At 72.9% G+C, this 25,732-nt stretch carries 27 protein-coding genes; 16 read left to right on the top strand and 11 right to left on the bottom strand.

Annotated elements, in window-relative coordinates:
- Entirely contained in the window at nucleotides 1-648 is a 648-nt protein-coding gene (locus ACIBTX_RS19300) for a response regulator transcription factor (protein WP_357126556.1), read from the top strand.
- Between the two features lie 7 nt (nucleotides 649-655).
- Here ACIBTX_RS19300 and ACIBTX_RS19295 read toward each other — a convergent pair whose 3' ends face one another.
- On the bottom strand, nucleotides 656-1,228 hold the full coding sequence (locus ACIBTX_RS19295) for a DUF5709 domain-containing protein (protein ID WP_357125896.1): 573 nt from the start codon (nucleotides 1,226-1,228) through the stop codon (nucleotides 656-658).
- 51 nt (nucleotides 1,229-1,279) lie between these two features.
- Complete coding sequence (locus tag ACIBTX_RS19290; protein WP_357125892.1) at nucleotides 1,280-2,278, bottom strand: SDR family oxidoreductase; 999 nt, start codon at nucleotides 2,276-2,278, stop codon at nucleotides 1,280-1,282.
- A 203-nt stretch (nucleotides 2,279-2,481) separates the two neighbouring features.
- Between ACIBTX_RS19290 and ACIBTX_RS19285 the strand changes: the two genes are divergently transcribed.
- The gene (locus ACIBTX_RS19285) at nucleotides 2,482-3,681 is read left to right on the top strand and encodes a glycosyltransferase (RefSeq protein WP_357125889.1); all 1,200 of its coding nucleotides are present in this window, start codon (nucleotides 2,482-2,484) and stop codon (nucleotides 3,679-3,681) included.
- 76 nt (nucleotides 3,682-3,757) lie between these two features.
- On the opposite strand, the gene ACIBTX_RS19280 is transcribed toward ACIBTX_RS19285, so the two are convergent.
- From ACIBTX_RS19280 to aroA, 4 genes are all read right to left on the bottom strand, one after another.
- Complete coding sequence (locus ACIBTX_RS19280) at nucleotides 3,758-4,612, bottom strand: hypothetical protein (RefSeq protein WP_357126553.1); 855 nt, start codon at nucleotides 4,610-4,612, stop codon at nucleotides 3,758-3,760.
- Nucleotides 4,613-4,671: 59 nt separating this feature from the next.
- Nucleotides 4,672-5,490: a histidinol-phosphatase gene (gene hisN, locus ACIBTX_RS19275; protein ID WP_357125886.1), complete on the bottom strand. Its 819-nt coding sequence runs from the start codon at nucleotides 5,488-5,490 to the stop codon at nucleotides 4,672-4,674.
- 28 nt (nucleotides 5,491-5,518) lie between these two features.
- Entirely contained in the window at nucleotides 5,519-6,589 is a 1,071-nt protein-coding gene (gene rsgA / locus ACIBTX_RS19270; RefSeq protein ID WP_396832814.1) for a ribosome small subunit-dependent GTPase A, read from the bottom strand.
- Between the two features lie 89 nt (nucleotides 6,590-6,678).
- Nucleotides 6,679-7,977, bottom strand: coding sequence for a 3-phosphoshikimate 1-carboxyvinyltransferase (aroA, locus tag ACIBTX_RS19265; RefSeq protein WP_357125881.1), 1,299 nt, complete (start codon nucleotides 7,975-7,977; stop codon nucleotides 6,679-6,681).
- Between the two features lie 102 nt (nucleotides 7,978-8,079).
- On the opposite strand from aroA, the gene ACIBTX_RS19260 reads away from it, so the two are divergent.
- From ACIBTX_RS19260 to rsrA, 5 genes are all read left to right on the top strand, one after another.
- Nucleotides 8,080-8,790, top strand: a complete 711-nt coding sequence (locus tag ACIBTX_RS19260) for an SOS response-associated peptidase (protein WP_357125878.1) — start codon at nucleotides 8,080-8,082, stop codon at nucleotides 8,788-8,790.
- A 195-nt stretch (nucleotides 8,791-8,985) separates the two neighbouring features.
- Complete coding sequence (locus ACIBTX_RS19255) at nucleotides 8,986-9,378, top strand: WhiB family transcriptional regulator (protein WP_355050539.1); 393 nt, start codon at nucleotides 8,986-8,988, stop codon at nucleotides 9,376-9,378.
- A 75-nt stretch (nucleotides 9,379-9,453) separates the two neighbouring features.
- The gene (locus ACIBTX_RS19250; protein ID WP_357125873.1) at nucleotides 9,454-10,116 is read left to right on the top strand and encodes an alpha/beta family hydrolase; all 663 of its coding nucleotides are present in this window, start codon (nucleotides 9,454-9,456) and stop codon (nucleotides 10,114-10,116) included.
- A gap of 216 nt (nucleotides 10,117-10,332) precedes the next feature.
- Nucleotides 10,333-11,160: a sigma-70 family RNA polymerase sigma factor gene (locus tag ACIBTX_RS19245; protein WP_355050537.1), complete on the top strand. Its 828-nt coding sequence runs from the start codon at nucleotides 10,333-10,335 to the stop codon at nucleotides 11,158-11,160.
- A 1-nt stretch (nucleotide 11,161) separates the two neighbouring features.
- Nucleotides 11,162-11,449 carry a mycothiol system anti-sigma-R factor gene (rsrA, locus tag ACIBTX_RS19240; protein WP_355050536.1) on the top strand — a complete coding sequence of 96 codons (288 nt, stop codon included), beginning with the start codon at nucleotides 11,162-11,164 and terminating at the stop codon, nucleotides 11,447-11,449.
- A 123-nt stretch (nucleotides 11,450-11,572) separates the two neighbouring features.
- Here the strand turns inward: rsrA and ACIBTX_RS19235 are convergent, their stop codons facing one another.
- Nucleotides 11,573-11,647 carry a 50S ribosomal protein bL37 gene (locus ACIBTX_RS19235; RefSeq protein WP_369752275.1) on the bottom strand — a complete coding sequence of 25 codons (75 nt, stop codon included), beginning with the start codon at nucleotides 11,645-11,647 and terminating at the stop codon, nucleotides 11,573-11,575.
- Nucleotides 11,648-11,859: 212 nt separating this feature from the next.
- Here ACIBTX_RS19235 and ACIBTX_RS19230 point away from each other — a divergent pair, with 212 nt between their 5' ends.
- Together ACIBTX_RS19230 and ACIBTX_RS19225 are read left to right on the top strand one after the other, a co-directional pair.
- Nucleotides 11,860-12,081 (top strand): biotin/lipoyl-binding carrier protein, encoded by a 222-nt coding sequence (locus tag ACIBTX_RS19230; protein ID WP_007464729.1) that lies wholly within the window; start codon nucleotides 11,860-11,862, stop codon nucleotides 12,079-12,081.
- Nucleotides 12,078-12,587 carry a GNAT family N-acetyltransferase gene (locus tag ACIBTX_RS19225; protein ID WP_357125867.1) on the top strand — a complete coding sequence of 170 codons (510 nt, stop codon included), beginning with the start codon at nucleotides 12,078-12,080 and terminating at the stop codon, nucleotides 12,585-12,587. Before ACIBTX_RS19230 ends, ACIBTX_RS19225 begins: the two co-directional genes overlap by 4 nt.
- 11 nt (nucleotides 12,588-12,598) lie before the next feature.
- Here ACIBTX_RS19225 and ACIBTX_RS19220 read toward each other — a convergent pair whose 3' ends face one another.
- The gene (locus ACIBTX_RS19220) at nucleotides 12,599-13,210 is read right to left on the bottom strand and encodes a helix-turn-helix domain-containing protein (RefSeq protein ID WP_357125864.1); all 612 of its coding nucleotides are present in this window, start codon (nucleotides 13,208-13,210) and stop codon (nucleotides 12,599-12,601) included.
- Nucleotides 13,211-13,322: 112 nt separating this feature from the next.
- On the opposite strand from ACIBTX_RS19220, the gene ACIBTX_RS19215 reads away from it, so the two are divergent.
- Complete coding sequence (locus tag ACIBTX_RS19215) at nucleotides 13,323-14,906, top strand: MDR family MFS transporter (protein ID WP_357125861.1); 1,584 nt, start codon at nucleotides 13,323-13,325, stop codon at nucleotides 14,904-14,906.
- Between the two features lie 64 nt (nucleotides 14,907-14,970).
- Here the strand turns inward: ACIBTX_RS19215 and ACIBTX_RS19210 are convergent, their stop codons facing one another.
- The gene (locus ACIBTX_RS19210; RefSeq protein ID WP_396832813.1) at nucleotides 14,971-16,800 is read right to left on the bottom strand and encodes a tetratricopeptide repeat protein; all 1,830 of its coding nucleotides are present in this window, start codon (nucleotides 16,798-16,800) and stop codon (nucleotides 14,971-14,973) included.
- 181 nt (nucleotides 16,801-16,981) lie between these two features.
- On the opposite strand from ACIBTX_RS19210, the gene ACIBTX_RS19205 reads away from it, so the two are divergent.
- Nucleotides 16,982-18,013 (top strand): SIS domain-containing protein, encoded by a 1,032-nt coding sequence (locus ACIBTX_RS19205; RefSeq protein WP_357126547.1) that lies wholly within the window; start codon nucleotides 16,982-16,984, stop codon nucleotides 18,011-18,013.
- Nucleotides 18,014-18,043: 30 nt separating this feature from the next.
- Complete coding sequence (locus ACIBTX_RS19200) at nucleotides 18,044-19,639, top strand: histidine kinase N-terminal domain-containing protein (RefSeq protein ID WP_357125854.1); 1,596 nt, start codon at nucleotides 18,044-18,046, stop codon at nucleotides 19,637-19,639.
- A 249-nt stretch (nucleotides 19,640-19,888) separates the two neighbouring features.
- Here ACIBTX_RS19200 and ACIBTX_RS19195 read toward each other — a convergent pair whose 3' ends face one another.
- On the bottom strand, nucleotides 19,889-21,460 hold the full coding sequence (locus ACIBTX_RS19195; protein ID WP_396832812.1) for a glycosyltransferase family 39 protein: 1,572 nt from the start codon (nucleotides 21,458-21,460) through the stop codon (nucleotides 19,889-19,891).
- Nucleotides 21,461-21,717: 257 nt separating this feature from the next.
- Between ACIBTX_RS19195 and ACIBTX_RS19190 the strand changes: the two genes are divergently transcribed.
- The 4 genes from ACIBTX_RS19190 to ACIBTX_RS19175 are packed head-to-tail and all read left to right on the top strand — an operon-like array spanning nucleotide 21,718 to nucleotide 25,113.
- Complete coding sequence (locus ACIBTX_RS19190; RefSeq protein WP_357175330.1) at nucleotides 21,718-23,430, top strand: nitrite/sulfite reductase; 1,713 nt, start codon at nucleotides 21,718-21,720, stop codon at nucleotides 23,428-23,430.
- Nucleotides 23,427-23,588, top strand: coding sequence for a hypothetical protein (locus tag ACIBTX_RS19185; protein ID WP_355050529.1), 162 nt, complete (start codon nucleotides 23,427-23,429; stop codon nucleotides 23,586-23,588). Before ACIBTX_RS19190 ends, ACIBTX_RS19185 begins: the two co-directional genes overlap by 4 nt.
- Nucleotides 23,585-24,346 (top strand): phosphoadenylyl-sulfate reductase, encoded by a 762-nt coding sequence (locus ACIBTX_RS19180; protein WP_357125848.1) that lies wholly within the window; start codon nucleotides 23,585-23,587, stop codon nucleotides 24,344-24,346. The genes ACIBTX_RS19185 and ACIBTX_RS19180 overlap by 4 nt, the downstream gene beginning before the upstream one ends.
- Nucleotides 24,328-25,113 carry a sirohydrochlorin chelatase gene (locus tag ACIBTX_RS19175; protein ID WP_396832811.1) on the top strand — a complete coding sequence of 262 codons (786 nt, stop codon included), beginning with the start codon at nucleotides 24,328-24,330 and terminating at the stop codon, nucleotides 25,111-25,113. The genes ACIBTX_RS19180 and ACIBTX_RS19175 overlap by 19 nt, the downstream gene beginning before the upstream one ends.
- An 85-nt stretch (nucleotides 25,114-25,198) precedes the next feature.
- On the opposite strand, the gene ACIBTX_RS19170 is transcribed toward ACIBTX_RS19175, so the two are convergent.
- The gene (locus ACIBTX_RS19170; RefSeq protein ID WP_007072794.1) at nucleotides 25,199-25,456 is read right to left on the bottom strand and encodes a WhiB family transcriptional regulator; all 258 of its coding nucleotides are present in this window, start codon (nucleotides 25,454-25,456) and stop codon (nucleotides 25,199-25,201) included.
- Nucleotides 25,457-25,732: the final 276 nt, after the last annotated feature.

The raw sequence follows: 25,732 nt of genomic DNA, 5'->3' as shown, positions 1-25,732 counted from the left end.
ATGGTGGTCGACGACCATCCGATGTGGCGTGAGGGCGTGGCCCGGGACCTGGCGGAGGCCGGCTTCCTGGTGGTGGCGACCAGCGGCGAGGGGCGGCAGGCCATCCGGATCGGCGCCGCCGCCCGACCCGACGTGGTCGTGCTCGACCTGCAACTACCGGACATCTCCGGGGTCGAGGTCGTCGTCGGGCTGCGCGCCGCCCTGCCCGCCGTGCGGGTGCTCATGCTCAGTGCCAGTGGCGAGGAGCAGAGCGTGCTCGACGCGGTCAAGGCGGGCGCCACCGGCTACCTGGTGAAGTCGACGGCGCCCGGCGAGTTCCTCGACGCGGTACGTCGCACCGCCAACGGCGACCCGGTCTTCACGCCCGGCCTGGCCGGGCTGGTGCTGGGGGAGTACCGCCGGTTGGCCGCCGGGCCGGAGGCCGGCACGGCCGACGACGGTGAGCCGGGGACGCCCCGGCTCACCGCCCGGGAGACGGAGGTGCTGCGTCTGGTGGCGAAGGGGATGTCGTACAAGCAGATCGCCGAGCGGCTCGGCCTTTCCCACCGTACGGTGCAGAACCACGTGCAGAACACGCTGGGCAAGCTGCACCTGCACAACCGCGTCGAGTTGACCCGCTACGCCATCGAGCGTGGGCTGGACGACTGACCGGACCTCAGACCGAGCGCGGCGGTTCGGTCTCGTGGATGGCCAGCTCCTCGGCGGTCGCCCCGCCACCGGCCGCGCCCGCGTCGTACGCGACCGAATCGGTCTCCTGGTCGGTGTGCGCCCCCTCGTCCGGTTCCACCAGCCGGCCCACGGTGGCGTCGGCGACCGTGCCGAGCTGACCGTGGTCGTAGAGGGAGACCGGCGAGTTGGGGTCCGAGGTGGGCCCCGGGTCCATCACGTCGGCGTCGAGCTGGGCCTCCGCCGCAGCGGCCTCGTTCTCCGCCTCGAAGGCGATCTTCGGGTCGACCGGGCCGGCGAGCGGGTCGTCCACCGGGCGCTCGTAGACCTCCCGGTCGAGCTTGTAGTCCAACGACTCCCCGTCCAGCTGCTCCTCGGCGGTCGTCCCGAAGCGGTCCACCGCCACCGGCGTACGGTCGCCGGGGATCTGGGCCGGCTCCGGACCGTCCGCCTCACGCCCGGTCAGGACGTCGTCGTAGGCGGTCGAGTCGTCGTCGGCGGTGTCGGGCAGACCCTCCGCCTCGGTGTCGGACACGGGGGTCGGGAACTCGTTGTCGCGCATGTCTGATCACTACCCGCTGCCCTCCCGCCGTAACCGGGGCAGGGCCCGTCATCAGCGGATCGACCGGGAGCGGCGGTTGATCGCCGCCATCGTGCCGACGGCGGTGCCCGCCGCGGCGAGACCGAACGCCGCCGTCATCCGCACCAACTGACGCCGTCGGCCGTGCCAACCGCCGTCGCGGCTGGCCTGCCCGTCGGCGTGGAACACGTTGCCAGTGCTGTCCAGCCGGACGCCCGGACCGAACTGGGTGCGGTGGGCGTACCAGCCGAGGGTCCGCTCGACCAACGCCGGCGCCAGCCGCCACTGGAGGCCGAGCAGCCGGGCGGCCCCACCGGCGTACGCCTCCCGGCGTGGCCGGCGCAGCAACCGCACGATCGTCTGGGCGACCACCTCCGGCGGGTAGATCGGCGGGGGTGGCACCAGCTCCCGACCGCTGTGGTTGGCCGCGTGCCGGAAGAACGGGGTGTCGATGGTTGCCGGCAACACGGTGCAGACGGATATCTGCCCCCGACCGGTGACCCGCAGTTCCTGCCGGACGGTGTCGGCCAGGCCGCGGATGCCGTGTTTGGCGGCGTTGTACGCCGACTGGTACGGCATCGCCACCTCGGCCAGCACCGAGGCGTTGTTGACCAGCACGCCCCCGCCGGCCGCTTCCAGGTGCGGCAGCGCGGCCTTGATGCCGTGCACCGTGCCCAGCAGGTTGACCTCCAGCACCCGCCGGAACTCGGCGACCGGGATCTCGTCGAACAGACCCACCGCGCTCACCGCGGCGTTGTTCACCCACGCGTCGACGCGGCCGAATTCGACCACCGCCCGCTCGGCCAGGCGCTGCACGGAGTCGAGGTCGGTCACGTCGGTGGGTACGGCCAGCGCGCGGCCCCCCAGTTGCCGGCAGCGCTGCGCGACCTGCTGTAGCGCCTGCTCGCTGCGGGCGGCGAGGACCACGGCGGCACCACGCCGCGCCAACGCGTACGCGGTGGCCGTGCCGATCCCGCTGGACGCGCCGGTGATCACCACGGTCGAATCGTCGAGGCTCCGGGTCAGCGGCATCTCCCAGCGGTACCCCGGGTCGGGGCCGGTCATACCACCGGCCGGTGAGGTTCCGATTCGGGGCCGCTGTGATTGCCGTGGCGCAAGTGTCGGTGGCACTCGCGGTGACTGTTCCCGATCTGCCAGGTTTCGACTCGGCGCGCGCAGGTTAATGGGACGCTCTGACCGGGACCGCCGAGGAAAAGATCGCAGGGAGGTGACCCATGCGCGTCGGCCTCGTCTGCGCGCACAGCAGTTCGTACCGGCACGCCGACGGCCCGCCGGTCGGCACTCGACAACACATCGCGCGGGTCGCCGCCGAGTTGGCGGGCAGAGGCCATGATGTCCGGATCTACGAGCGCCGGGACGACCCGGAACTGCCGGCGACGCTGGACGTCGACGGCTACCGGGTGCACCGGGTGCCAGTCGGTCCGCCGACCGCCCTGCCCACCGCCGGACTCGTCCCGCACGTCACCGAGTTCGGGCGCTGGCTGACCGACGAGTGGGGCGGCGCCTGGCGTCCCGAGGTGGTGCACGGGCACTACTGGATCGGTGGGCTGGCTGCCGCGCACGCCGTCCGGGAGACCGACATCCCGGTCGTACAGACCTTCCACTCGCTCGGTGTGGAGCAGCTGCGCCACCTCGGCGGCGGGTACGACGGCCCGGGGGAGCGCATCCCGCTGGAACGGGCGCTGACCCGGGCGGTGGACATCGCCGTGGCCCAGTCCAACGACGAGGTCGACGAGTTGACCCGGATGGGCCTGCAACGGACATCCGTGGCGATGGTGCCGGCCGGGGTGGACACCGCGCAGTTCCACCCGGACGGCGAGGCGGCTCCGCGCGAACAGCGGTCCCGGATCCTCTCCGTCGGCGGGCTGTCCCCGGGGCACGGCCAGGACGACCTGATCCGGGCGATGCGGCTGGTCGGCGACGCCGAGTTGGTGATCGCCGGTGGCCCACCGGCCGACCAACTGTCCCACCACACCGAGGCACGCCGCCTGCGCGAACTGGCCGAACGCGCCGGGGTCGCCGAGCAGGTACGCCTCGTCGGAGCCGTACCGCACGACCAGATGGCGACCTGGTACCGCTCGGCCGACGTGGTGGCCTGCACTCCGCACTACTCCTCGGCCGGCCGCGTCTCCCTGGAGGCGATGGCGTGCGGGGTACCGGTTGTCGGCTACGCGATGGGCGGCCTGGCGGACGCCGTCGTCGACGAGGTCACCGGCCGCCTCGTGCCACCCGGTGACGTCCGGACGCTGGGGCTGTCCCTGCGCCGGCTGCTCGCCGACAACGCCGGCCGGTTCGCCTACGGTCACGCCGCCGTGGACCGGGTCCGTAGCAGCTACACCTGGGAACGGACCGCGGCCGCGCTGGAACGTCTCTACGAGCGGGTGGCGAGTCGCCGCAAGCCCGTCGAGGCCTGAAGGACGGCAGAGCCCACGCCGCGTCCGCGTGACGCGGCGTGGGCTCTCGTCTCAGGCGGCGGCGTGGGCTTTCGCGTCAGGCGGCTCGGCCGGCGCCGACCATGTCCCGGTTACTGCGGCGGGCCGCCGCGCGGTGCTGCTGCGGCTGGGCGTACCGGGTCAGGCCGATCACGGCGGCCAGGGTGACCAGGAAACCGGCGGCGGCCAGCCACTCGCGCCCCGGCCAGATCTTGTCGTTGAGCAGCAGCAGGCCGACGATCGCCGCGGGCACCGCTCCGGCGGCGTCCATGGCGGCGACCGCGGCGGTCGTCGAACCGCGCTGCATGGCCAGGCCGAGCAGCAGTTGGCCGACGATCGAGTGGCCGATCAGCAGATAGAACAGCGGGTCGGCGAGGAACGCCTCGGCCGACGGCGCGGAGGCCAGCGGCCGGGCCGCGACGGCGGCCGAGGAGAACGCCAGACCGGCCAGCGAGCCCAGCGCCACCGAACCGGGGGCGCCGTGCAGCCGGACGGCGAAGAAGCCGAGCACCGCGATGACCCCGAGCGCCACCAGCAGGGCTATCGAGCCGGCGGTGCCGAGCTGCTTCGACGGCGCCGGCCGCGCGGCCAGCACCAGCGCGGTGATCCCGGCGAAGAGCAGGGCCAGCAGGGCCACCTCCGCCATCGGCATCCGCCACTTCAACACCAGCACACCGATGATCGCGGTCACCCCGAGCCCGGCCGCCACGCTCGCCTGCACCAGGAACAGGGGCAGATCGCGCCGGGCCAGGAAGGCGAGCACGAAACCGCCGATCTGGCAGGTCAGCCCGATCAGGTACGTCCGGTGCCCGGCCAGTCTCAGCAGCAGACCCGGATCGAAGGTGTGGTGCACGGTGGTGCGCGCCGCGGCCACCGACTGGAGCAGGTTGGCGAAGCCGTACGCGACGATCATCGCCGCGAGGAAGCACCAGCCGGAGGAGACCACCTGGCGAGGATAGAGGTTGTCGGCAGTCAGCGCTCGGCTGGTCGATCCAGACGGGCGAGGATGTCGGCGTGCAGCACACCGTTGGTGGCCACCACGCTGCTCTCGGTGCCGGGCTCACCCGTCGGCGCGGGTCGACCGGTCAGATCGGTGATCGTGCCGCCCGCCTCGGTGACGATCGGCACCAGCGCCGCCACGTCCCACAGGGACAGTTCCGGTTCGACCATCACCTCCAACGCGCCCTCGGCTAACAGCATGTAGCCGTAGAAGTCGCCGTACGCCCGGCTGCGCCAGCCGGCCCGCAGCAGGTCGAGCAGCGCGTCGAGCCGCCCGGCGTCCTCCCAGCCGGTCAGCGACGAGTAGCAGACGCTCGCGTCGCCGACGTCGCGTACCGCGGAGACGCCGATCCGCTCGCCCGCGTCGGGACCGGGACCGGCGTACGCGCCCGCGCCCGCGCTCGCCCACCAGCGCCGTCCCAGCGCGGGGGCGGAGACCACGCCGACCGCCGGCCGGTCACCGTCGTACAGCGCGATGAGGCTGGCCCACACCGGCACCCCCCGGACGAAGTTCTTGGTGCCGTCGATCGGGTCGACGATCCACCGGCGGCCACCCGGCTCGGTGGCCGGCCGCGCGCCGTACTCCTCACCGAGCAGCCCGTCGGCGGGCCGGTGCTCGGTCAGCAGCGCCCGGATCTCCCGCTCCACGGCGGTGTCCGCGTCGGAGACCGGTGTCAGGTCCGGCTTCGTGTCCACCCGCAGGTCGAGCGCCCGGAACCGGGCCGTGGCGATGGCGTCGGCGCGGTCCGCGAGCAGATGGGCGAGGGCGAGGTCGTCGGCGTACCCGGTCATGCCGGCAACCTAGCCGACGTCCACCGGGTCACTCGTCGGGCCCGCGCCGGTCGCCCTCGCCGGGCCCGCGCTGGTCGCCCTCACCGCGCGCGTCGCCGTCGCCGGCCCGGGAGGCCAGCAACCGGCGGTACGACGCCAGCCGGCGCGGGTCCGCCTTCCCGGCGGCCACCCAGGCGTCCAGCCCGCAGTCGGCCTCGTCGGCCGTGTGCGGGCAGTTCGGCGGGCAGTCGACGGTGCCCTCCACCAGGTCGGGGAACCCGTGCAGCAGGCTGTCGGCGGAGACGTGCGCCAGCCCGAAACTACGGATGCCCGGGGTGTCGATGATCCAGCCGGGGTCGGTGTCGACACCGGGGACCGGTGGCAGCCGCAGCGCCACCGCGCTGGTGGAGGTGTGCCGGCCGCGACCGATGGCGCTGACCACCCCGACCGCGCGCGCGGCGTCCGGGACGAGGCGGTTCACCAACGTCGACTTGCCCACCCCGGAGTGCCCGACCAGCACCGACACCCGGCCGCTGAGCAGCGCGCGCAGCGCGCCCAGGTCGGCGTCGGGACGGTTGAGCACGTACGGCAGCTCCAGCTCCGTGTAGTAGCCCAGCACCTCCTCCGGGCCGGCCAGGTCGGCCTTGGTGAGGCAGAGCAGCGGCTCGACGTCCGCGTCGTACGCGGCCACCAGGCAGCGGTCGATGAACCCGGTGCGCGGCGGCGGGTCGGCCAACGCGCTGACGATCACCAACTGGTCGGCGTTTGCCACGACGACACGTTCCAACCGGCCCTCGGCGGTGGTCTCGTCGTCGTCGGCCGTGCGGCGCAGCACCGAGCGGCGCTCGGCGATCCGGACGATGCGGGCGAGAGCGCCCTGCGCGCCGGAGGTGTCGCCGACGAGGCTGACCCGGTCACCCACGACCACCGACTTGCGGCCCAGCTCCCGGGCCCGCATCGCGGTCACCGTCGGCAGCTCGGCGCCGACCGCTCCCCGTTCGGCGCCGGACAGCACACACTGGTAGCGCCCCCGGTCGACGGCGATGACGAAGCCGTCCACCGCGTCGGAGTGCTGAGGTCGGGTGCGCGTACGCGGACGCGACGACTTCCCGGGCCGCACCCGTACGTCGTCCTCGTCGTACTCCCGCCGCTTGGTCGCCAGGACCCGTCCTCTTTTCCGCGTCAGCTCTCAGTGCGCGTCCGGGACGCTCACTTGCCGGTCACCATCGCTGACCATAGCGCCGGGAACTCGGGCATGGTCTTGGAGGTACAGCCGACGTCGTCCACCTCGATGCCCGGCACGGCGAGCCCGGCCACCGCCGCGGCGTGCGCCATGCGGTGGTCGTGGTAGGTGCGGAAGATCCCGCCGCGCAGCGGCCGGGGCCGGATCGCGAGGCCGTCCGGCGTCTCGGTGACGTCGGCCCCGAGCGCGGTGAACTCCTGCGCGAGGGCGGCGAGCCGGTCGGTCTCGTGGCCGCGGATGTGCTCGACGCCGGTGAAGACCGAGGGTGAGTCGGCGAGCATGGCCAGCGCGGTCAGCACCGGGGTCAGCTCGCTGACCTCGGAGAGGTCGGCGGTCAGGCCGTGCACCACCCCGGTGCCCCGGACGGTCAGCCCGTCGGTGGAGAGGGTGACCTCGCCGCCCATCCGCTGCAGCAGGGAGCGGAGTTGCTCGACCGGCTGCGCGCTGCGGTGCGGCCAGCCCTGAAGCGTCACCTCACCGCCGGTGACCAGGGCGGCGGCGAAGAACGGCATCGCGCCGGAGAGGTCCGGCTCGATGTCCCAGCCGCGCCCGGTGAGGGGGCCGGGCTCGACGGTCCACACGTCGGGGGTGCTGTCGTCGACGGCGGCGCCAGCGGCCCGCAGCATCTGCACGGTCATCCGCAGGTGCGGCGCGGAGGGCACCGGCGGGCCGACATGGCGTACCACCACGCCCCGGTCGAAGCGCGGGGCGGCCAGCAACAACGCGGAGACGAACTGGCTGGACACGGAGGCGTCGATCGTCACCTCGCCGCCGGTGACCCCGCCGGTGCCGAGCACGGTCAGCGGCAGGCTGCCGGTGCCGGCGACGTCGATCCGGACGCCCAGCGAGCGCAGCGCGTCGACCAGCCGGCCGAGCGGCCGGGTGCGGACGTACGGGTCACCGTCGAAGGTGACCTGCCCGTCGGTCAGGCCGGCCACCGGCGGCAGGAACCGCATCACGGTGCCGGCCAGCCCCACGTCCACGTGGGCGGGGCCGACCAGCGGGTGCGGCCGGACCAGCCAGCGCTCGTCGTCACTGATCGAGACGTGCGCGCCCATCGCGCGCAGACCGGCGGACATCAGCTCGGTGTCGCGGGCGCGCAGCGGCTCGGCCAGGGTCGACGGCCCGGCGGCCAGGGCGCTGAGCACCAGGGCACGTGCGGTCATCGACTTGGAGCCGGGTAGGCGCAGCGTCGCCGCCACCGGGTCGGACGCGGTCGGTGCGGCCCACGGCTGTGGCGGCCGGGTCGCGGTTAGATTCCCCACGGTCACATTCTGCCCTGTCTGCGGGTGGGTGACGTCGGCCGGCTTGCGTACTCCCGGTTGGCGGGACAGCAGGCGGGGCCCTCGGCGGGTTAGCGTGAGCGCATGTGCGGCAGGTACGCGACGACCCGGGGCGCCGGTGAGCTGAGCGCCCTGTTCGAGTCGTCCGACGACACCGACGGGGTGCTCCGGCCGGATCACAACGTCGCGCCCACCGATCGCGTCCCGCTGGTCCGGCTCAGCCCCGAGGGGCACCGCAGCCTCTGCGTCGCCCGCTGGGGTCTGCTGCCGCACTGGTCGCGGTCCGCCGCCGGCGCCGCCCGCATGATCAACGCACGGGCCGAGACGGTGGCGACCAGCCGGGCGTACGCCGGGGCGTTCGCCCGCCGCCGGTGCCTTGTCCCGGCGGACGGCTGGTACGAGTGGGTCCGCCGGCCCGATGGCGGCCGGCAGGCGTACTTCATGACCCCGGCCGACGGCTCGGTGCTCGCCCTGGCCGGGATCTGGTCGTTCTGGGAGTCCGGGGCGGACAGCCGGCTCACCTTCAGCGTGCTGACCACCGCGGCGCTCGGCGATCTGGCCGAGGTGCACGACCGGATGCCGGTACTGCTGGCCCCCGAGCGGTGGTCGTCGTGGCTGACGCCGTGCGACGAGCCGGAGCGTCTGCTCGCCCCCGCGTCGTCCGACCTTCTCGCCGGGTTGGAGATCCGCCCGGTCGGGCCGGCGGTGGGCGACGTGCGCAACGACGGCCCGGAGTTGACCGCTCGCGTGTCCGTTCCGTCAATGTCGTCCCCACCGGAGTTGACCCTGTTCTGAGAATGAGAGGCATCGTCGAGCGCCGATTTGCCAGGTTCTGATCGATTCGTCGCCTGGCCGTTCAGCCATGTTCTTGAAAGCCCCTTGTCCCGGTGTCCGAAAGTGCGATACAACACAGCGCCGGTAGTGGCTGTCGGTTCGCACGGGGCGGACGACTTCACCGATCCTGCCGGTCCCACGGGGGAGGTGGGTGAAATGACACGGGCGCGTATGCCCCGCCCGCACGAGGTGGCTGCGGCACGCAGAGATCCGCGGCTGCTGCGGGCTCTGCGAGAACGTCGACAGGACGAAGCGTGGCGCACCAGAGGGACGTGCCAGAGCGTCGATCCGGAGACGTTCTTTCCGGCACCTAACGAACCGGCGGACGCCGCTGTCGCACTCTGCCGCAGTTGCGACGTGCAGGGCTCCTGCCTGGCATGGGCGTTGGAGGTCGGCGACTGTCACGGCGTCTGGGGGGCGACCACCCCCCGCGAGCGGCGGGCGATGCTCGTCGCGTGGCGCGGCGAGGTCGAACCCGACCCGGACGCGGTCGACGACGCCGGCCCTCCGGTCCGCGACCGCCTGCTCACGCTGGTGCCGCTGAGCTGACCATCGCGCGCCGCTGAGCCGACCAGCGCGGCGAACCGATCCCGGTGACGGGCCCGGTCGGCGCAGAATGGGCCGGTGCTGCCCAGCGAAGAGATCGACACCCCGCGCGGTCCGGCGCGGATCGACACCGACCCACCGGTCGGTCCGACCATTGCGTCGGGCCGGGCGGCCGGCGTCGCGACGGCTCGCGCGCCGGTCGCCCTGTTGGTGCTCGGGCACGGGGCGGGCGGCAGCGTGGACGCCCCCGACCTGCTCGCGGTTCGGGACGCGGCGGTCACGGCCGGCCTGACGGTGGTCCGGGTGACGCAGCCCTACCGTGTCGCCGGCCGTCGCGCGCCGGCCCCCGCCGGGCACCTCGACGAGGCGTGGACGGCGGTGCTGGCCGTGCTGCGCGAGCGGCACACCGACGTACCCACGCTCCTGGTCGGTGGTCGTTCCAGTGGCGCGCGGGTCGCCTGCCGAACGGCCGGCGCGGTCGGCGCGGCCGGCGTCCTCGCGCTGGCCTTTCCACTGCACCCGCCCGGCAAGCCGGAGCGGTCCCGGGCCGCCGAACTCGCCACCGGTCTGCCGACGCTCGTCGTCAACGGCGACCGGGATCCGTTCGGCGTGCCCGGGTCCGGGCCGGGCGTGCGGGTCGTGACCCGGCCGGGGGAGACGCACGACCTGCGACGTGACCCCGCCGGCACGGGCGCGGTCGTCCGGGACTGGCTGCGCTCCCACGGCTGGACAGCCGACTGACCTCAGGGACCGTTTCCGGTGCTGGGCGCGGGTCGTTGCATCCGATGGTGCCGCCCGTCCGAACCGGACAGGTGTCACCAGTCCTCCCAGGCCCTTCCTGGTCCCAGCGCCGGCGTCTCCGGGGCCGGGACCAGGAACGGGAGAGCCGGACGGAATGCCCCAGTGGTCATCTCGCGTTACTAACCCCGGACGACTTTTCTGCGAGGGGGGTGACCGGTGCCGACCGAGACACGAAGCCTGGAACGGGACGAGCGGGACGCCCGGCAGCTACGGCGGCTGCTGGATGGTCCGGACTGGCCCGTGACAGCGGGACCGGGCGGGGTGGGTGCGGTGAGCACGAGCACACCGGCCGGAAGTGAATCTGTGGGCAGGTCCGTGCGCGTATCCTCGGCGGGAAAGCATCCGACGCGAGGGGATGTGCGGTTGACCACCGAGAAGACGGACGAGCGCAGGGCCCGGTTCGAACGGGACGCGATGCCATTCGTCGATCAGCTCTACGCTGCTGGGCTGCGCATGACGCGTAACCCGGCGGATGCCGAGGACCTGGTCCAGGAGACGTACCTGAAGGCGTACGCCGCCTTCCACCAGTTCGAGCAGGGCACGAACCTGAAGGCCTGGCTCTACCGGATCCTGACCAACACCTACATCAACTCCTACCGCAAGCGGCAGCGCCAGCCGATCCAGGCGCCGACCGAGGAGATCACCGACTGGCAGCTCGCCGAGGCCGAGTCGCACACCTCCAGCGGTCTGCGTTCGGCCGAGACCGAGGCTCTGGACCGGCTGCCGGACAGCGACGTGAAGGAAGCCCTCCAGCAGTTGCCGGAGGAGTTCCGCCTGGCTGTCTACCTGACCGACGTCGAGGGCTTCTCCTACAAGGAGGTCGCCGACATCATGGGCACGCCGATCGGCACCGTGATGTCGCGTCTGCACCGCGGCCGTCGTAATCTGCGCAAGCTGCTCGAGCAGTACGCCGCGGAGCGGGGCTTCAGCCCGGCCCGGTCCGCGAAGGGCTCGACCGCTGCCGCTGCCAGCCGGGAGGTGTGACGTGAGCTGTGGAGAGCCGCACGAGACGGACTGCCGCGAGGTGCTCGCGGAGGTCTACCTCTACCTGGATCTCGAGTGCGCCGACGAGCGGCGCGCGCTGATCCGGCACCACCTCGACGAGTGCGGGCCGTGCCTGCGCGAGTACGGGCTCGAGCAGGAGGTGCGGGCGCTGGTCGCGCGTTGCTGCGGCAACGAGACCGCGCCGGACCAGCTGCGTGAGCGGCTGCGGGTGAAGCTCACCGAGCTGGTGGTCTTCGAGACGAGCGATTCCCGCGAGCTGGCCGACTGAGCGTCGGCGTACCAGAGCACACACACGCCGGTGGCCCGGGTCGATACCGACCCGGGCCACCGGTGTACCCGGCCTCGGCCGGGGTGAGCTGACCGTCGACGGGCTGTCGGCCCGTCGGCACGTTCAGGAGTTGGGGCGCTTACCGTGGTTCGCGCTGCTCTTCTTCCGGGCCTTCTTCTTCCGGGCCTTCTTCGCCATGCTGACCTCCTCGTGATGGGTCGGATCCGTCTCGCGCGCGGCCTCGCGCCGGTTGCATCCACGCCGCCGCCCGGCGTCGGGTCCGACCCGCTGATGGTAGTGCGACCGACACCCCGTCCCTGCCGCCGGGGCCGACCCGCGCCGCTGCGCACCCATGCCCCAGCCTCGCGTGATTGGATACGTCGGCAGGCACATCGCGAAAAGGGAGGGCCGTGGACATGGCCGAGGAGATCCGCGCCGAGATGGTGGCGAACGTCTGGAAGGTCGTCGCGTCGGCGGGCGACACCGTGTCCGAGGGCGACACCCTGGTGATCCTCGAGTCGATGAAGATGGAGATCCCGGTCGTCGCGGAGGCCGACGGCGTGGTCCAGCAGCTCGCCGTCCACGAGGGCGACGTGGTGCAGGACGGTGACCTGATCGCGGTGATCGGTTGACCGGCCTGCTGGTCCGGCTCGCCGATCCGGCCGACTTCCCGGGGGTCGCCCGCCTGACCGTGGCCGCGTACGAGGCGGATGGTCAGCTCAAGGGTGAGCACGGTTACGCGGCGGTACTGGCCGACGTGTCGACCCGGGCCGCCGCCGGCGAGGTGCTGGTCGCGGTGGACGAGGCGACCGGATCGGTGCTCGGCTCGGTGACCTTCGTGCTGCCGGGCACCCTGTTCGCCGAGCTGTCCGGGCCGGGCGAGGCGGAGTTCCGCATGCTGGCCGTCGACCCGGCCGCCCAGGGGCGGGGTGTCGGCGTGGCGCTGGCGCGCGCCTGCGTCGACCGGGCCGCCGAGCTGGGTTGCACGGCGGTCGTGATCTGCGTCCGCGCGGGGATGGCCGTGTCGGCCCACCGGCTCTACGAGCGTCTCGGGTTCGTGCGGACGCCGGAGAAGGACTGGTCGCCGGCGGCCGGAGTGGCTCTGCTCGGCCTGCGGCTGGAGCTGTCCCGCGGCTGACCGTCGGCCCGTCAGCCGCGAGCGTTGGCCGGGCTGGTCGGGGTGGCGTCCCCGTCTCGCGGAGTGCCGATCGCGGCCAGCAACTCGTCGGCGACCTCCAGCGCTAGCCGGCGGCGCTCGGAGTCGGTGATGCCCGGCGCCCGTACGGCGAACCAGCTCGTGTGCACGGCGAAGAGGGACAGCGCGGCGCGGAGTTGGGCGGCGGGGGAGTCGTCGCCGCGGCAGAGCGCGTTGGCGAGCTGCATCATCCGGCCGCGCATCTGCTGGCCGGAGGAGAGGCTCTTGAGCACGGTCTGGTTCTGCTCGAAGAAGCGCATCACCGAGGGCATGTCGCCGCCGAACATCGTGTCGGCGTAGCGGGAGATCAGCGTGCGCCGAGTCTCCAGGGTCGCCGGCTGTGACTCGCCCCAGGTGGTCAGCGCGTCCATCTGGTCGAGCCGATCCTCCACGAAGCTGGCGACGATGTCGTCCTTGCTCTTGAAGTGGTAGTAGAGCGCGGCCTTTGTGACGTTGAGGCGTTCGGCGATCTCCCGTAGCGAGGTCTTCTCGTACCCCTGCTCGGTGAAGAGCTCCAACGCGACGGCCTTGATCCGCTCCCGGGTGCCGCCTGTGCTCTCCCTCACCCACGCCCTCCAATTCGTTTGACCGCGTGCCGGTATCCAACTTACCGTGCGGCTAGTAAGGTGACTAGCCGGGCGGCAAGTAAGTACGACAAACCTCGGGGGGAGCTTACCCATGACTCAGGCAACCCAGGCCGACGTGCGACCCAATGTACGGGTCGTGCTGTTCGGGCTGATGATCGCGATGATGCTCGCGATGCTCGACAACATGATCGTCAGCACCGCGCTGCCGCGGATCGTCGGCGAGTTCGGCGGCCTCAACCACTTCACCTGGGTGGTCACCGCGTACGTCCTGGGTACCACCGTCTCCACCCCGATCTGGGGCAAGCTCGGTGACCTCTACGGCCGCAAGTCGGTCTTCCTGACCTCGGTCGTCATCTTCCTCGTCGGCTCGGCCCTCTGCGGCATGGCCGGCTCCGGGATCTTCGGCGGGCCCGAGGACGGCATGGTGCAGCTCATCGCCTTCCGGGCCGTGCAGGGCCTGGGCGCGGGCGGCCTGATGGTCGGCGTCATGGCGATCATCGGCGACCTGGTCCCGCCCCGCGAGCGCGGGCGCTACCAGGGCATGATCGCCGGCATCATGGCCATCGCCATGGTGGCCGGCCCGCTGGTCGGTGGCTTCATCACCGACAACCTCTCCTGGCGGTGGGCGTTCTACGTCAACCTGCCGCTGGGTGGCATCGCGCTGCTCGTGCTCATCACCACCATGCACCTGCCGAAGTACCGGACCGAGCACCGGATCGACTGGCTCGGCGCCGGGCTGCTCTCGGTGGGCATCACCGCGATCGTCCTGATCACCACGTGGGGCGGCAACGAGTACGACTGGACCTCGCCGCAGATCTTCGGCCTCGCCGCGTTGGCGCTGGTGACGCTTGTGGCGTTCGGCCTGGTGGAGCGTCGGGTCCCGGAGCCGATCCTGCCGTTGACGCTCTTCGCCAACCGCAACTTCGCGCTGATCTCGGTGGTCGGCTTCCTGCTCGGCTTCGCGATGTTCGGCGCCATGAACTTCCTGCCGCTGTACCAGCAGACCGTCCAGGGGGCCTCGGCCACCAACAGCGGTCTGCTGCTGCTGCCACTGATGTTCGGCATGCTCGTCGTCTCGCTCGCCGTCGGCCGGGCGATCACCAAGAACGGCAAGTACCGCGCGTACCCGATCGTCGGTGGTGTGGTGATGGCCGGCGGCATGGCCCTGCTGTCCATGCTCGACACCAACACCAGCAAGCTGACGTCCTCGCTCTACATGGTCGTGCTCGGCGTCGGCATGGGCTTCCTCATGCAGACCTCGATGCTGATCGCGCAGAACAGCGTGGAGCAGAAGGACCTGGGCGCGGCGAGTGGCGCGGCCACGTTCTTCCGGTCGATCGGCGGCTCGTTCGGCATCTCGCTGTTCGGCGCGATCTTCGCCAACCGGCTGGCCGACTCCGCCGCCGGCGCGGCCTTCGGCGGCGAGTCCAGCGGCGGTGGGATGGACCTGGAGAAGCTCAAGCAGCTCCCCGCCCAGGCGCAGGAGCTGGTCCTCAGCGGCCTGGCCGACGCGATCTCGCACGTGTTCCTCTGGGCCGTGCTGTTCACCGTGGCGATCCCGGTGCTCGCCTGGTTCATCAAGGAGATCCCGCTGCGCACCGCCAACGAGGCGCCGGCGCAGGCGACACCGGAGGAAGACGCCGAGGTCGCCCTCGGCAAGGCCCCGGTCGCCTGATCCTCCCCCGAAGAAGCGCCCCGCCGATCCTCGGCGGGGCGCTTCTCGCGTGTGCGCGGAACACTCAGCGTCGGTGGGTCAGGTGCTGCCAGAGACGGCGTAGCGGGTTGCGGGGGCGGGGAAGGCGGGGGGCCCGCTCACCGAGCATCCGGGTGGCCAGGGCCGTGGTGACCGGATCGACGGCCGGGGCGGCCAGCGCGAGGTGGGCCAGCGAGGTCGCGATCGGCACCGGCCGCGTCTGGGCCACCGTCGCCACGTCGGCCAACCGCTCCGCCACCACCCGGGCCACGTCCGACCGCGCCTCCGGGTCCACCCAGGCGGCGGTGACCAGGGCGAACAGCGCCGCCTCGGTGACCCAGTCCTCCACGCCCCAGACCAGGTCGAGCAGCACCTGTCGTCTCGTCGAGCCGTCCCAGGGCTCGTCGGTGCGCTGGTGCAGCAGCCCCAGGCAGGCCCACACCTGAACGGCGCGTACCCAGATCGACGGATCCTGCGCGGCCAGCAACCGGCCCAGCGCGTTGGCCGGCGCGGCGGGCGGACGCACCAGCAACCCGAGCAGGTCGTCCACGTCGAGACCGGCCAGACCGACCGCCGCGTCGTAGGCGGCGGGTGGGTGCGGCCACGCCGGTTGGGCCACCTGACCGATCCGCTCGACCGCCACCGCCGAGGGCCCGGGAAGCGCCGGCGTCGGCAGGTGCCCCGTGAAGGTCCAGAGCCGCCGTGCGGAGGCGCGCCGGGGCTCGCGCGGGTCCGGCTCGACCGCGCCCGCCACCTCGATGTGCAGCCCAGGCGCCACGGACGTCACCGTCCGCAGTGCGCTCGGTGGGGCTGCCGCCGTGAGGTGTACGACACCGCCGATGCCGTTGTCGTCGTCGGCGACCGCCTGGCGCAGCGCGTCCAGCAGGGGCCCGCCGGCCGGCGTCAGTTGCCCGAGCCAGGGCCGCGCCCGACAGCACTGGGCCAGGTCGCCGTGCTCGTGACTGTCGTCCGGGTGGTCACGGATGAAGTCGGCGAGCGCGACCAGGTGGGACACGTCGCCGTCGCGCAGGTGCCGCAGGCGGTGCGTCGTGTGCACCGCGCAGTCGAACGTCGGGTCCCGGGCCAGCGCCCGCTCGGTCCACTCCAGCGCGTCGTCGAGCCGGCCGATGTCGGCCAGGGTGCCGGCGATGTCGGCATAGACGGCCAGGTCGTCGGGGTCCAGATCGACTGCCCGGTACAGGGCCGCGAGGGCGTCGCGGGTCCGTCCCGCGCTGCGGTACGCGTACCCGAGCCAGACCTCGCCCATCTTCGACGGCTGGCTCCGTACCCCTCGGCTGGCCCAGCGGATCGCCAGCGTGACCTCGCCGAGACGCCGGGCCAGCGCGGACGCCGCGCCCAGCAGCGTCCCGTTCTCCGGATGGACGGTGACAGCGTTGCGGGCCAGCGTGAGGTACGGCGTGAGGGCGGCCCGGCCGGCGCGCGGCACCGGGTCGCCGAGCGCCGCGCAGACCTGCATGAGGACGCGGGCCAGGCGGCCCGGGTCCAGCCGTTCGGCCAGTTCGGGAGCGGTCACCCAGGGCACGCCCGCCCACTCGGCGCCCGGCGCGTGGCCGGTCGCGGCGGCGAGCAGTTCCAGCCCTTCGGCGGGGCGGCCGGCGGCGGCCAGTAGGTGGGCACGGGCGACGACCGCGCCCACGAAGGTGTGGTGGTTGATCGGAAAGAGGTCGAGGCCTCCTCCGTCGGCCGCGGCGAGGTGGGCAAGCGTCTCGTGCACCTCGGGCAGGGTGGGCGCTCGTGCCAACGCGCCAGCGAGGTGGCGGGCGGCGTGGTGCAGGTCACCCTCGCCCAGTGCCAGCCGGGCCAGGGCCAGCTCCTCCGTCGCGGAGAGCGCGGGGTTGTCCCTTCCCTCGGGCACGGTGTCCTCTCGTCGCAGTTTCTCGGCGGGGCCAGCGTAGTTGATATTGAGATGATCAAGTGATCAACTGCGCACTACTGCTCGAATAATTGCTCTGGCCAGCAGAAGGGTGCAAGACTGAGCAGGAAACGCGCGGCAATCGCGCAGGAGGGGAGTGTCCGTGTCACGTGCAGGGTCGGGAATGGCCGCCGACATCGACGAGCAGCCGGCCGGTTACGCGCGCCTGCTCGACACCGCCAACGCGGCGGCGATCGCCCGGGTGGCCGCCGTCGTCGCCGAGCGTCGACCACGGCACGTCGTCTTCACCGCCCGGGGTACCTCCGACCACGCCGCCCTCTACGGGGCATACCTGACCGAGATCCGGCTCGGCCTGCCCGCCGGGCTCGCCTCGCCGAGCGTGGTCACCCTCTTCGGCGCACGCCCCGACCTGTCCGACGCCCTCGTCGTCGGGGTCAGCCAGAGCGGTGGCTCGCCCGACCTGGCCGAGGTGCTGCGCGCCGCGCGGGCCTCCGGCGCGCTCACCCTCGCGGTGACCAACGCCCCCGACTCCCCGCTTGTCGAGACGGCCGAGCTGAGCATCGACATCGCCGCCGGCCACGAGCGCGCGGTGGCGGCGACGAAGACGTACACCGCCGAGCTGCTCGCCCTGCTGATGCTGGTGGAGGGCATCCGGGCCGGCGACGGCGTACTCCCCACGGCCGAGAGCGAGGCGCTCGCCGCGCTGCCCGACCTGGCCGCCCGCACCCTCGCCGACGACACCCCGGCCCAACTCGCGCCGCGATACCGCTTCGCCCGCCAACTCGTCACCACCGGCCGGGGGTACGCCTACCCGACCGCCCGCGAGGCGGCGCTGAAGCTGATGGAGACCTCGTACCTGCCGGCGCTCGCCTTCTCCGGCGCCGACCTGCTGCACGGCCCGCTCGCGATGACCGATCCGGAGGTCCCGGTCCTCGCCGTGGTCGGCTCCGGCCCCGGCGGCCGGTCGATGGGCGAGGTGCTGCCCCGGCTCGGCGAGCGCCGCGCCGACGTGGTGGTGGTCGGCTCCGCCGACGTGCCGGGCACCGCGCGGCTCGCCGTCCCCGAGGTCGACGAGCGGTACGCCCCGCTGCTGGACATCCTGCCGTTGCAGCGCCTGGCGCTGGCGTTGGCGCTCACCCGCGGCGAGGACCCGGACGCGCCGCGCGGCCTGAAGAAGGTCACCGCGACGATGTGAGGCGCGGCGCGGCGTGGCACCCTGGTCACCGTGTCCACGCTGCGCGACCTCGCCGAGGAGCACACCCACCTCCGTCCGGCCGACATCGACCACCTGCACCGGATCGCCGGTGACTGGCAGTTGCTCTCCGACCTGTCCTTCGCCGACCTGCTGCTCTGGGTGCCGGTCGACGCCGAGGGCACGTTCCTCTGCGTCGCCCAGGTGCGCCCCACCACCGCGCCGACCGCGTACCAGGACGACCAGGTGGGCCGCATCATCGGCGGCTCGGAGGTGGCCCACCTGGCGGTCGCCTACTCCCAGGGGCGGATCTGGCGCGAAGGAGACCCGGTCTGGTACGGCGACGTGCCCGCCCGGCACGAGGCGATCCCGGTCCGGCTGCGCACCGCCGACGGCGAGGCCGGCGAGGTGATCGCCGTGGTCGGCCGGGACACCAACCTCTCCACCGCGCGAACGCCCAGCCAGCTCGAACTCAACTACCTGACCACGGCCGACGACCTCGCCCAGATGATCGCGGACGGCACCTTCCCGCCGCCCCGGCACCCGGGCGAGACAACGTCCGCGCCCCGCGTCGGTGACGGCCTGGTACGCCTCGACGCCGGGGGCAAGGTCACCTACGCGAGCCCGAACGCCCAGTCGGCGTACCGGCGGTTGGGTTACGCCTCGCACCTGGTGGGTGAGGACCTGGCGGCGTTGCACCGCCGACTGGCCGGCGACCCGCTCGACGGCACCGAGGCGGCGACCGGGATCCTGGCCGCGCTGCGGGGCGAGGCCCCGCCCCGCCGGGAGATCGACGCGCGCGGGGCCACGATGCTCACCCGGGCGCTGCCGTTGATGCCCGCCGGCGTACCGATCGGCGCGCTGGTGCTGGTGCGGGACATCACCGAGGTCCGCCGCCGGGATCGGGCGCTGATCACCAAGGACGCCACCATCCGGGAGATCCACCACCGGGTCAAGAACAACCTTCAGACGGTGGCCGCGTTGCTGCGGTTGCAGGCCCGCCGGGTGTCCATGCCGGAGGCCCGGGTGGCCCTGGAGGAGTCCGTCCGCCGGGTCGCCTCGATCGCCCTCGTGCACGAGACGCTGTCGATGTCGAGCGACGAGGCGGTCGAGTTCGACGGCATCGTCGACCGGGTCGCCAGCGCGGCGACCGAGGTCGCGGCGACCGAGGTGAGCGTCGGGATGCGCCGCCAGGGCAGCTTCGGGGTACTGCCGGCCGAGATCGCCACGTCGCTGGTGATGGTGCTCAACGAACTGCTGCTCAATGCCGTCGAGCACGGCTTCCCACCGGCGGACGAGGCGGAGGAGCCAGCCGTGAGCGCGGCTGCCTCGGGCCTGGTGCCGGTGGCCGCACCCGAGGTCGATCCGTCGCTGCGACCCGAGGTGGTCGTCTCGGCGCACCGGTTCCGCAAGATGCTGCACGTCTCGGTGACCGACAACGGACGCGGGCTGCCGCCCGAGTTCGACGCCGAACGTGGCAGCCGACTCGGCCTCCAGATCGTCCGGGCACTGGTCACGGGGGAGTTGCGCGGCACCATCGAGCTGCGCGCGGGCGTCAACGGAGGCACCGAGGCGTTGCTGGTCGTCCCCCTGGGCCGCAGCGCCTCGGACGGCCGCTCCCAGGGCTGAGCTGTCCGCTGCCCGCGGGCCCTTGCGGGGAGCGGATATGTGAATGAGCGTGATGCCGGTGAGTCATCAAGATGACTCACCGGCATCACGCTCATCGCAGTGGGCCGGCCACGCCTCGTGGGCGATGAGGCCGTCAGCCGACGCCGCGGGGGTCCGCCCGCCTCCTGCTCGGTCGGGCCCACGGTCGACCTCGCCGGCGAGCGAGCAGGCCGACGGTCGACGCGCGGGTCCGCGCGGTGGGCCGGTCGGTCAGCGGCTGGTCAGCAGGGCGACGGTCAGGCCGGGGCGCTGCCAGACCTGGGCGACGGTGAACTGCGCGCGCAGCGCGTCGCCTTTGGCGTCCGGCACGGCGGCCAGCGGCTCGGCGTGCCGCCCGGCAACCACGAGCCAGACCCGTGCCGTGCCGGCCAGGCACTGCGCCGGTCGCGGGCACTCGGCGGCCCAGAGATCGCCCCGGGCGACCTCGTCCTCGGTGACGAGCACGTCCCGTGGCGGGTCGTCGAGGTGGTATTCGATGCCCAGATCGAGGAAGAGCCAACTGTGCCGGGGGGAGTAGACCACGGCGTCCCCGGGGCGCTGGCCGTCGGCGATCACCCGGGCGACGCCCGCGTAGTCCACCGGCGCGCTGCGCGGCCACTCGTGGGTCCGCCGCAACGCGGCCTGGTCGGGGAGGCCGAGAAGCCCGGCCAGGACCACCACGGCGAGTGCGGCCGGCGCGGGCACCGACGCCAGCGCCGCGCCGGCCAGCAGGCAGGCGAACGGCACCACGAACACCAGGTAGCGGGGCACCCACAGCGGTACGACCGCCCCGGCCACGAAGAGCAGCAGGACCGGCAGCAGCACCGCGCTCAGCGGTAGCAGGGCGCGCCGTCGGAGTCGGGCCGCGCCGAGCGCCGCCACCCCGACCAGCAGGCCGCCCACCACGCTGCTCTGGGCCACGCCGCCCGGCAGCGCGCTCAGGTCGTCCGGCCGTGCCAGGCCGACCCAATTCAACTGCTCGGAGCGTTGCGCGCGGGCATGCAGCAGCAGCGGTGTCACCACCAGCGCGACCGGCACCAGCGCGACCGCCCACCGCCACACCCGCCGATCCCGACCGCCGGTCGCGGCGATGCCGGCCACCCCGGGACCACCCCACCAGGTGACCAGCACGACCAGCGCGTGCGCGGCCAGCAGGGTGAGCGCGACCAGGTGGGTGAGCCCGAGCGCGGCCACGGCGACGCCGTACCCGGTCCAGCGGGCCCACCCCGGCCGGCGCAGCGCGGCCACCAGCAACAGGGTGGCGAGTACCGCGAGGGCGGTGGCCAGGGCGTACGGGCGGGCCTCCTGCCCGTACCGGGAGGTGCTGGGCAGCACCGCGAACAGCAGCCCGGCGAGCAGACCGCCGCGCCGGTCGACGAGGTGCGCCCCGAGCACGGCCAGCAGCCCCGCGGCGACGGTCATGGCCAGCGCGGCAGGCACCCGCAGGGCGACCGTGGAGTCGCCGACGACCAGGACCCAGACGTGCATGAACAGGTAGTACGGTCCGGTGGCGGCGTCGATGGTCCCGGCCAGTCGGGCGAGTTCCTCCGGCGACCGGGTGGCGGCGCTCCAGGTCGCCAGCTCGTCGCGCCAGAGCTGCGCCGAACCGATCCCGGTCAGCGTGACCGCCAGGGTCAGCAGCGCCGGAAGAAGCCAGACCGGCACGCCCCGCGCGACCCCGATCGACTTCCCGGACCATCCGTCCACAGCCCCGAGCCTGCCACGCCGCCAAGGCCCTCGGGCCCACCCCGCGAAGTGCCGCGAGTTGGCTGGCCCGTGATGTGGGATGCCGCACGTGGACATTGGCCGGGCCCTACCCGGTGTGGCAGCATGGGCGCATGACCGCCGCTGTCGTCCGCCGCTTCGTGGCTCGTCGCCACGTCGACTACGGCCGCGTGCGCAGCGCCATCTGTCCGGCTCACTGACGACGCCCGACCAATCTGTCTCGGGCGCGCTCCGCGCCGGCTGTCTGAAGACACCGTTGTCCCGCCCGCTTCGTCGGGCCGGCCGTCGCGCCCCGCGCGTGCCCCGAGGCACAGCAGACAACGGAGGACGCCGCGATGGCGGTCAGCAGCATCCCGGCCCGGCCCGAGGACCCGACGGCCCGGCCCGCCCGGCCGCCGCGCCGGCCCCGGGGCGAGGGCCAGTGGGCGCTCGGGCACCGTGAGCCGCTCAACCCCAACGAGCGGATCAAGAAGGACGACGACCCGCTCAACGTTCGGGCCCGGATCGAGAACATCTACGCGCACCGTGGCTTCGCCTCCATCGACCCGCAGGACCTGCGCGGCCGGTTCCGCTGGTGGGGCCTCTACACCCAGCGCAAGGCGGGCATCGACGGCGGGCGCACCGCCGTGCTGGAGCCGCACGAGCTGGAGGACGAGTTCTTCATGCTCCGCGTCCGCATCGACGGCGGCCAGCTCAGCCTGGCCCAGTTGCGGGTCATCGCGGACATCTCCCGGGAGTTCGCCCGGGACACCGCCGACATCACCGACCGGCAGAACATCCAGTACCACTGGATCCGCGTCGAGGACATGCCGGAGATCTGGCGTCGGCTCGAATCGGTCGGCCTGCAGACCACCGAGGCGTGCGGCGACTGCCCGCGCATCGTGCTCGGCAGCCCGGTCGCCGGGGTGGCCCGCGACGAGCTGCTCGACCCGACCCCGGCGGTCGACGAGATCGTTGCCCGGTACGTGGGTGACAAGCAGTACTCCAACCTGCCCCGCAAGTTCAAGACGTCGATCTCCTGGCTGGTCGACACCCCGTACGAGTCGAACGACATCGCGTTCCTCGGTGTCGACCACCCCGAGCACGGCCCCGGCTTCGACGTCTGGGTCGGTGGCGGCCTCTCCACCAACCCGATGCTCGCCCAGCGGCTCGGCGTCTGGGTGCCGCTGGCCGAGGTACCGGACGTCTGGGCCGGCGTGGTCGGCATCTTCCGTGACTACGGCTACCGCCGGCTGCGTAACCGGGCCCGGCTGAAGTTCCTGGTCGCGGACTGGGGCGTCGAGCGCTTCCGCGAGGTCCTGGAGAAGGACTACCTCGGTCGTACGCTGCTCGACGGCCCCGCGCCGACCCTGCCGTCGAAGCCGATCGACCACGTGGGTGTGCACGAGCAGGCCGATGGGCGGAACTACGTGGGTGCTGCCCCGGTGGTCGGGCGGGTCTCCGGCGCGCAGCTCAGCCAACTGGCCGACGTGGTCGAGGCGCACGGCAGCGACCGGGTGCGGCTCACTCCGTACCAGAAGCTGCTGGTGCTCGACGTGCCGACGGCGCGGACGGAGTCGCTCGTCGACGCGCTCCGCGGCATCGGCCTGGAGGCCCGGCCGTCGGCGTGGCGTCGCGGCACGATGGCGTGCACCGGCATCGAGTACTGCAAGCTCGCCATCGTCGAGACCAAGGCTCGCGGTGAGGAGCTGGTGGCCCGGCTGGAGCAGCGGCTGCGCGACTTCGACGCGGACATCTCGATCCACATCAACGGCTGCCCGAACGCCTGCGCCCGCACCCAGGTCGCCGACATCGGCCTCAAGGGTCAGCTGGTGGTCGGCCCGGACGGCCGGCAGGTGGAGGGCTTCCAGGTGCACCTGGGCGGCGGCCTCGGCATGGCGCAGGGGCAGACCGCCGGTTTCGGCCGCAAGCTGCGAGGCCTGAAGACCACCGCCGAGGAGCTTCCCGAGTACGTGGAACGGCTGGCCCGCCGCTACCTGGCCGGGCGGAACGAGGGCGAGACGTTCGCCAACTGGGTGATCAGAGTCGACGAGGAGGAACTGCGGTGAGCAGCGAGAACCGAGCGGCACCCCTGTACTGCCCGTACTGCGGCGAGGAGGACCTGCGGCCGCACGAGGCGGGGCACGGCGCCTGGGAGTGCCACGCCTGCGCCCGGGTCTTCTCGGTGAAGTTCACCGGGCTGCTCTCCCGGACGGTGACCCGATGAGCCTCGTCTCCGCAGCAAGCCTGCGCCTGGTCGGCCCGGGTGGTCCGAAGCCTGCCGACCCGTCCCTGCGCAGTCCGGACGAGCTGCGCGTGCTGGCCGAGGACGCCGGTCGGGAGCTGGAGGGCGCTCCCGCGCTGGAGATCGCCCGCTGGGCGGCGCAGACCTTCGGCGACCGGTTCTGCGTCACCAGTTCGATGGCCGACGCCGTCCTGGCCCACCTGGTGTCCCGGGTCGCCCCGGGCGTGGACGTGGTCTTCCTCGACACCGGTCTGCACTTCCCCGAGACGCTCCGCGTACGCGACGAGGTCGCCCGTACGCTGCCGGTGAACGTCCGGTCGATCCGACCCCGGCTCACCGTGGGGCAGCAGGACGGCCAGTACGGTCCGCGACTGTTCAACAAGTCGCCGGACGACTGCTGCCAGTTGCGCAAGGTGGAGCCGTTGGAGCGGGCCCTGTCCGGGTACGACGCCTGGGCCGCCGGTCTGCGTCGGGACGAGTCGCCGACCCGGGCCAACACGCCGGTGGTGACGTTCGACGCGCGGCGCGGCAAGGTCAAGGTCAACCCGATCGCGGCCTGGTCGCAGGGGGACGTGGACGCCTACATCGCCCGCTGGAACGTGCCGGTCAACGAGCTGTTCAAGCAGGGGTACGGCTCGATCGGCTGCTGGCCGTGCACCCGCCGGACGAAGGCCGGCGAGGATCCGCGCGCTGGCCGCTGGGCCATGTTCGAGAAGACCGAGTGCGGGCTGCACGTCTGACCTCGTCGTCGACGACCCCGACCGGCCCCGGTGCGGCCGGCGGGGCGGTCCCGGTGGTGCTGGTGGCGCACGGCAGCCGGGATCCACGAGCCGCCGAGGCCACCCGGGCGCTGGCCCGGGCGGTGTCGGCGGCCCGGCCCGGCCTGTCGGTGTGGGCGAGCTGGCTGGACCACACCGAGCCGGGGCCGACCGAGGTGCTGCGCACGCTGGTCCAGGCGGGGCACCGGCGTGCGGTGGTGGTGCCGCTACTGCTGACCGCCGCGTACCACCGTCGGGTGGACATCCCGGCGGCGGTGACCGCCGCGACGACGGCCGGAGCAGCGCTGACGGTACGGGTGACCGACGTGCTCGGCCCGGCGGACGGGACGGTGACGCCGGCCCTGCTGGCGGGGCTGCGTCGTCGGCTCGGGGAGGTCGCGCCGGGGCGCTTCGACGCCCTGGTGCTGGCCGCCGCGGGCACCCGGGACGCGCGTGCGCGCGGTTCCGTGGGCCGGGTGGCCGATGCGCTCGGCGTTGAGTTCGGGGTGCCCTGCCGGGTGTCGTACGCCTCGGCGGCCCCGCCGGCGACGGGTGTGGCGGTGACGCGGCTGCGGGCGGGGGGCGCGCGTCGGGTCGCGGTGTCCGCGTACTTTCTCGCGCCGGGCCTGTTCCACGACGCGGTGACCGCCTCGGCGCGGGCGGCCGGCGCGGTGGCGGTGGCGGCCCCGTTGACGGATGCGCCCGAGTTGGCAGAGCTGGTGCTGAGCCGGGTCGACGAGCCGGCCTGACCGCTCGTCCGACCCGGTCGGTTTTGGACAGCAGTACGCCCCGGCAGGCGGACCCGCCGGGGCGTACTGCTGTGTCGTTGGGAGATCAGGCGGAGTGAGCGCGCAGCACCCGGAGGCCGCCGCGCCGCTTGACAGCGCGCCGCTCCTCCTCGCTCATCCCGCCCCAGACGCCGGCGTCCTGACCCGACTCGAGCGCCCACTGAAGGCACTGGTCGGTGACGGAGCAGCGCCGGCAGACGGCCTTGGCCTGCTCGACCTGAAGGAGAGCCGGTCCGGACGTCCCAATCGGGAAGAACAGCTCCGGGTCCTCGTCGCGGCAGACAGCATGGTGACGCCAGTCCATGGCGGCAACACTCCTCATTCTGGATGGGTGGCAATTTATTGCGGGTCGTGCTTTTCCTATATGCATCCGCAGTGCCTATGGTGACCGTTCGCGTCTGACCATTCGGCAGTGCGTGAGCAGGCAGTCAGCCCCGGGGACCTGCTGGAACAGCTCAACCTGACGAGCATATCCAGGCAATGTCCCGGTAACTCAAGTTCGCTTGTGAATACTTTCACGAACGCTCGCGATGTCAAGGGTGACGCTCGGAAAAACTCCGCGCGGTGAGCAAGCCCACAA

Source organism: Micromonospora sp. NPDC049359 (assembly GCF_044466585.1).
Taxonomy (GTDB): Bacteria; Actinomycetota; Actinomycetes; order Mycobacteriales; family Micromonosporaceae; genus Micromonospora.
The sequence above is the reverse complement of the archived record's forward strand: the minus strand, read 5'-3'. Positions and strand labels throughout refer to the sequence as shown.

Excerpts from the sequence above, each read along its gene's own strand:
- ACIBTX_RS19285 (WP_357125889.1), top strand. The coding sequence starts at position 2,482 with ATGCGCGTCGGCCTCGTCTGCGCGCACAGCAGTTCGTACCGGCACGCC.
- ACIBTX_RS19215 (WP_357125861.1), top strand. The coding sequence starts at position 13,323 with ATGACTCAGGCAACCCAGGCCGACGTGCGACCCAATGTACGGGTCGTG.
- ACIBTX_RS19195 (WP_396832812.1), bottom strand. The coding sequence starts at position 21,460 with ATGTCCACGTGCGGCATCCCACATCACGGGCCAGCCAACTCGCGGCAC.
- ACIBTX_RS19190 (WP_357175330.1), top strand. The coding sequence starts at position 21,718 with ATGGCGGTCAGCAGCATCCCGGCCCGGCCCGAGGACCCGACGGCCCGG.
- ACIBTX_RS19260 (WP_357125878.1), top strand. The coding sequence starts at position 8,080 with ATGTGCGGCAGGTACGCGACGACCCGGGGCGCCGGTGAGCTGAGCGCC.
- ACIBTX_RS19170 (WP_007072794.1), bottom strand. The coding sequence starts at position 25,456 with ATGGACTGGCGTCACCATGCTGTCTGCCGCGACGAGGACCCGGAGCTG.
- ACIBTX_RS19300 (WP_357126556.1), top strand. The coding sequence starts at position 1 with ATGGTGGTCGACGACCATCCGATGTGGCGTGAGGGCGTGGCCCGGGAC.
- hisN (WP_357125886.1), bottom strand. The coding sequence starts at position 5,490 with ATGACCGGGTACGCCGACGACCTCGCCCTCGCCCATCTGCTCGCGGAC.
- ACIBTX_RS19295 (WP_357125896.1), bottom strand. The coding sequence starts at position 1,228 with ATGCGCGACAACGAGTTCCCGACCCCCGTGTCCGACACCGAGGCGGAG.
- ACIBTX_RS19255 (WP_355050539.1), top strand. The coding sequence starts at position 8,986 with ATGACACGGGCGCGTATGCCCCGCCCGCACGAGGTGGCTGCGGCACGC.
- ACIBTX_RS19180 (WP_357125848.1), top strand. The coding sequence starts at position 23,585 with ATGAGCCTCGTCTCCGCAGCAAGCCTGCGCCTGGTCGGCCCGGGTGGT.
- ACIBTX_RS19205 (WP_357126547.1), top strand. The coding sequence starts at position 16,982 with ATGGCCGCCGACATCGACGAGCAGCCGGCCGGTTACGCGCGCCTGCTC.
- ACIBTX_RS19280 (WP_357126553.1), bottom strand. The coding sequence starts at position 4,612 with ATGATCGTCGCGTACGGCTTCGCCAACCTGCTCCAGTCGGTGGCCGCG.
- ACIBTX_RS19290 (WP_357125892.1), bottom strand. The coding sequence starts at position 2,278 with ATGCCGCTGACCCGGAGCCTCGACGATTCGACCGTGGTGATCACCGGC.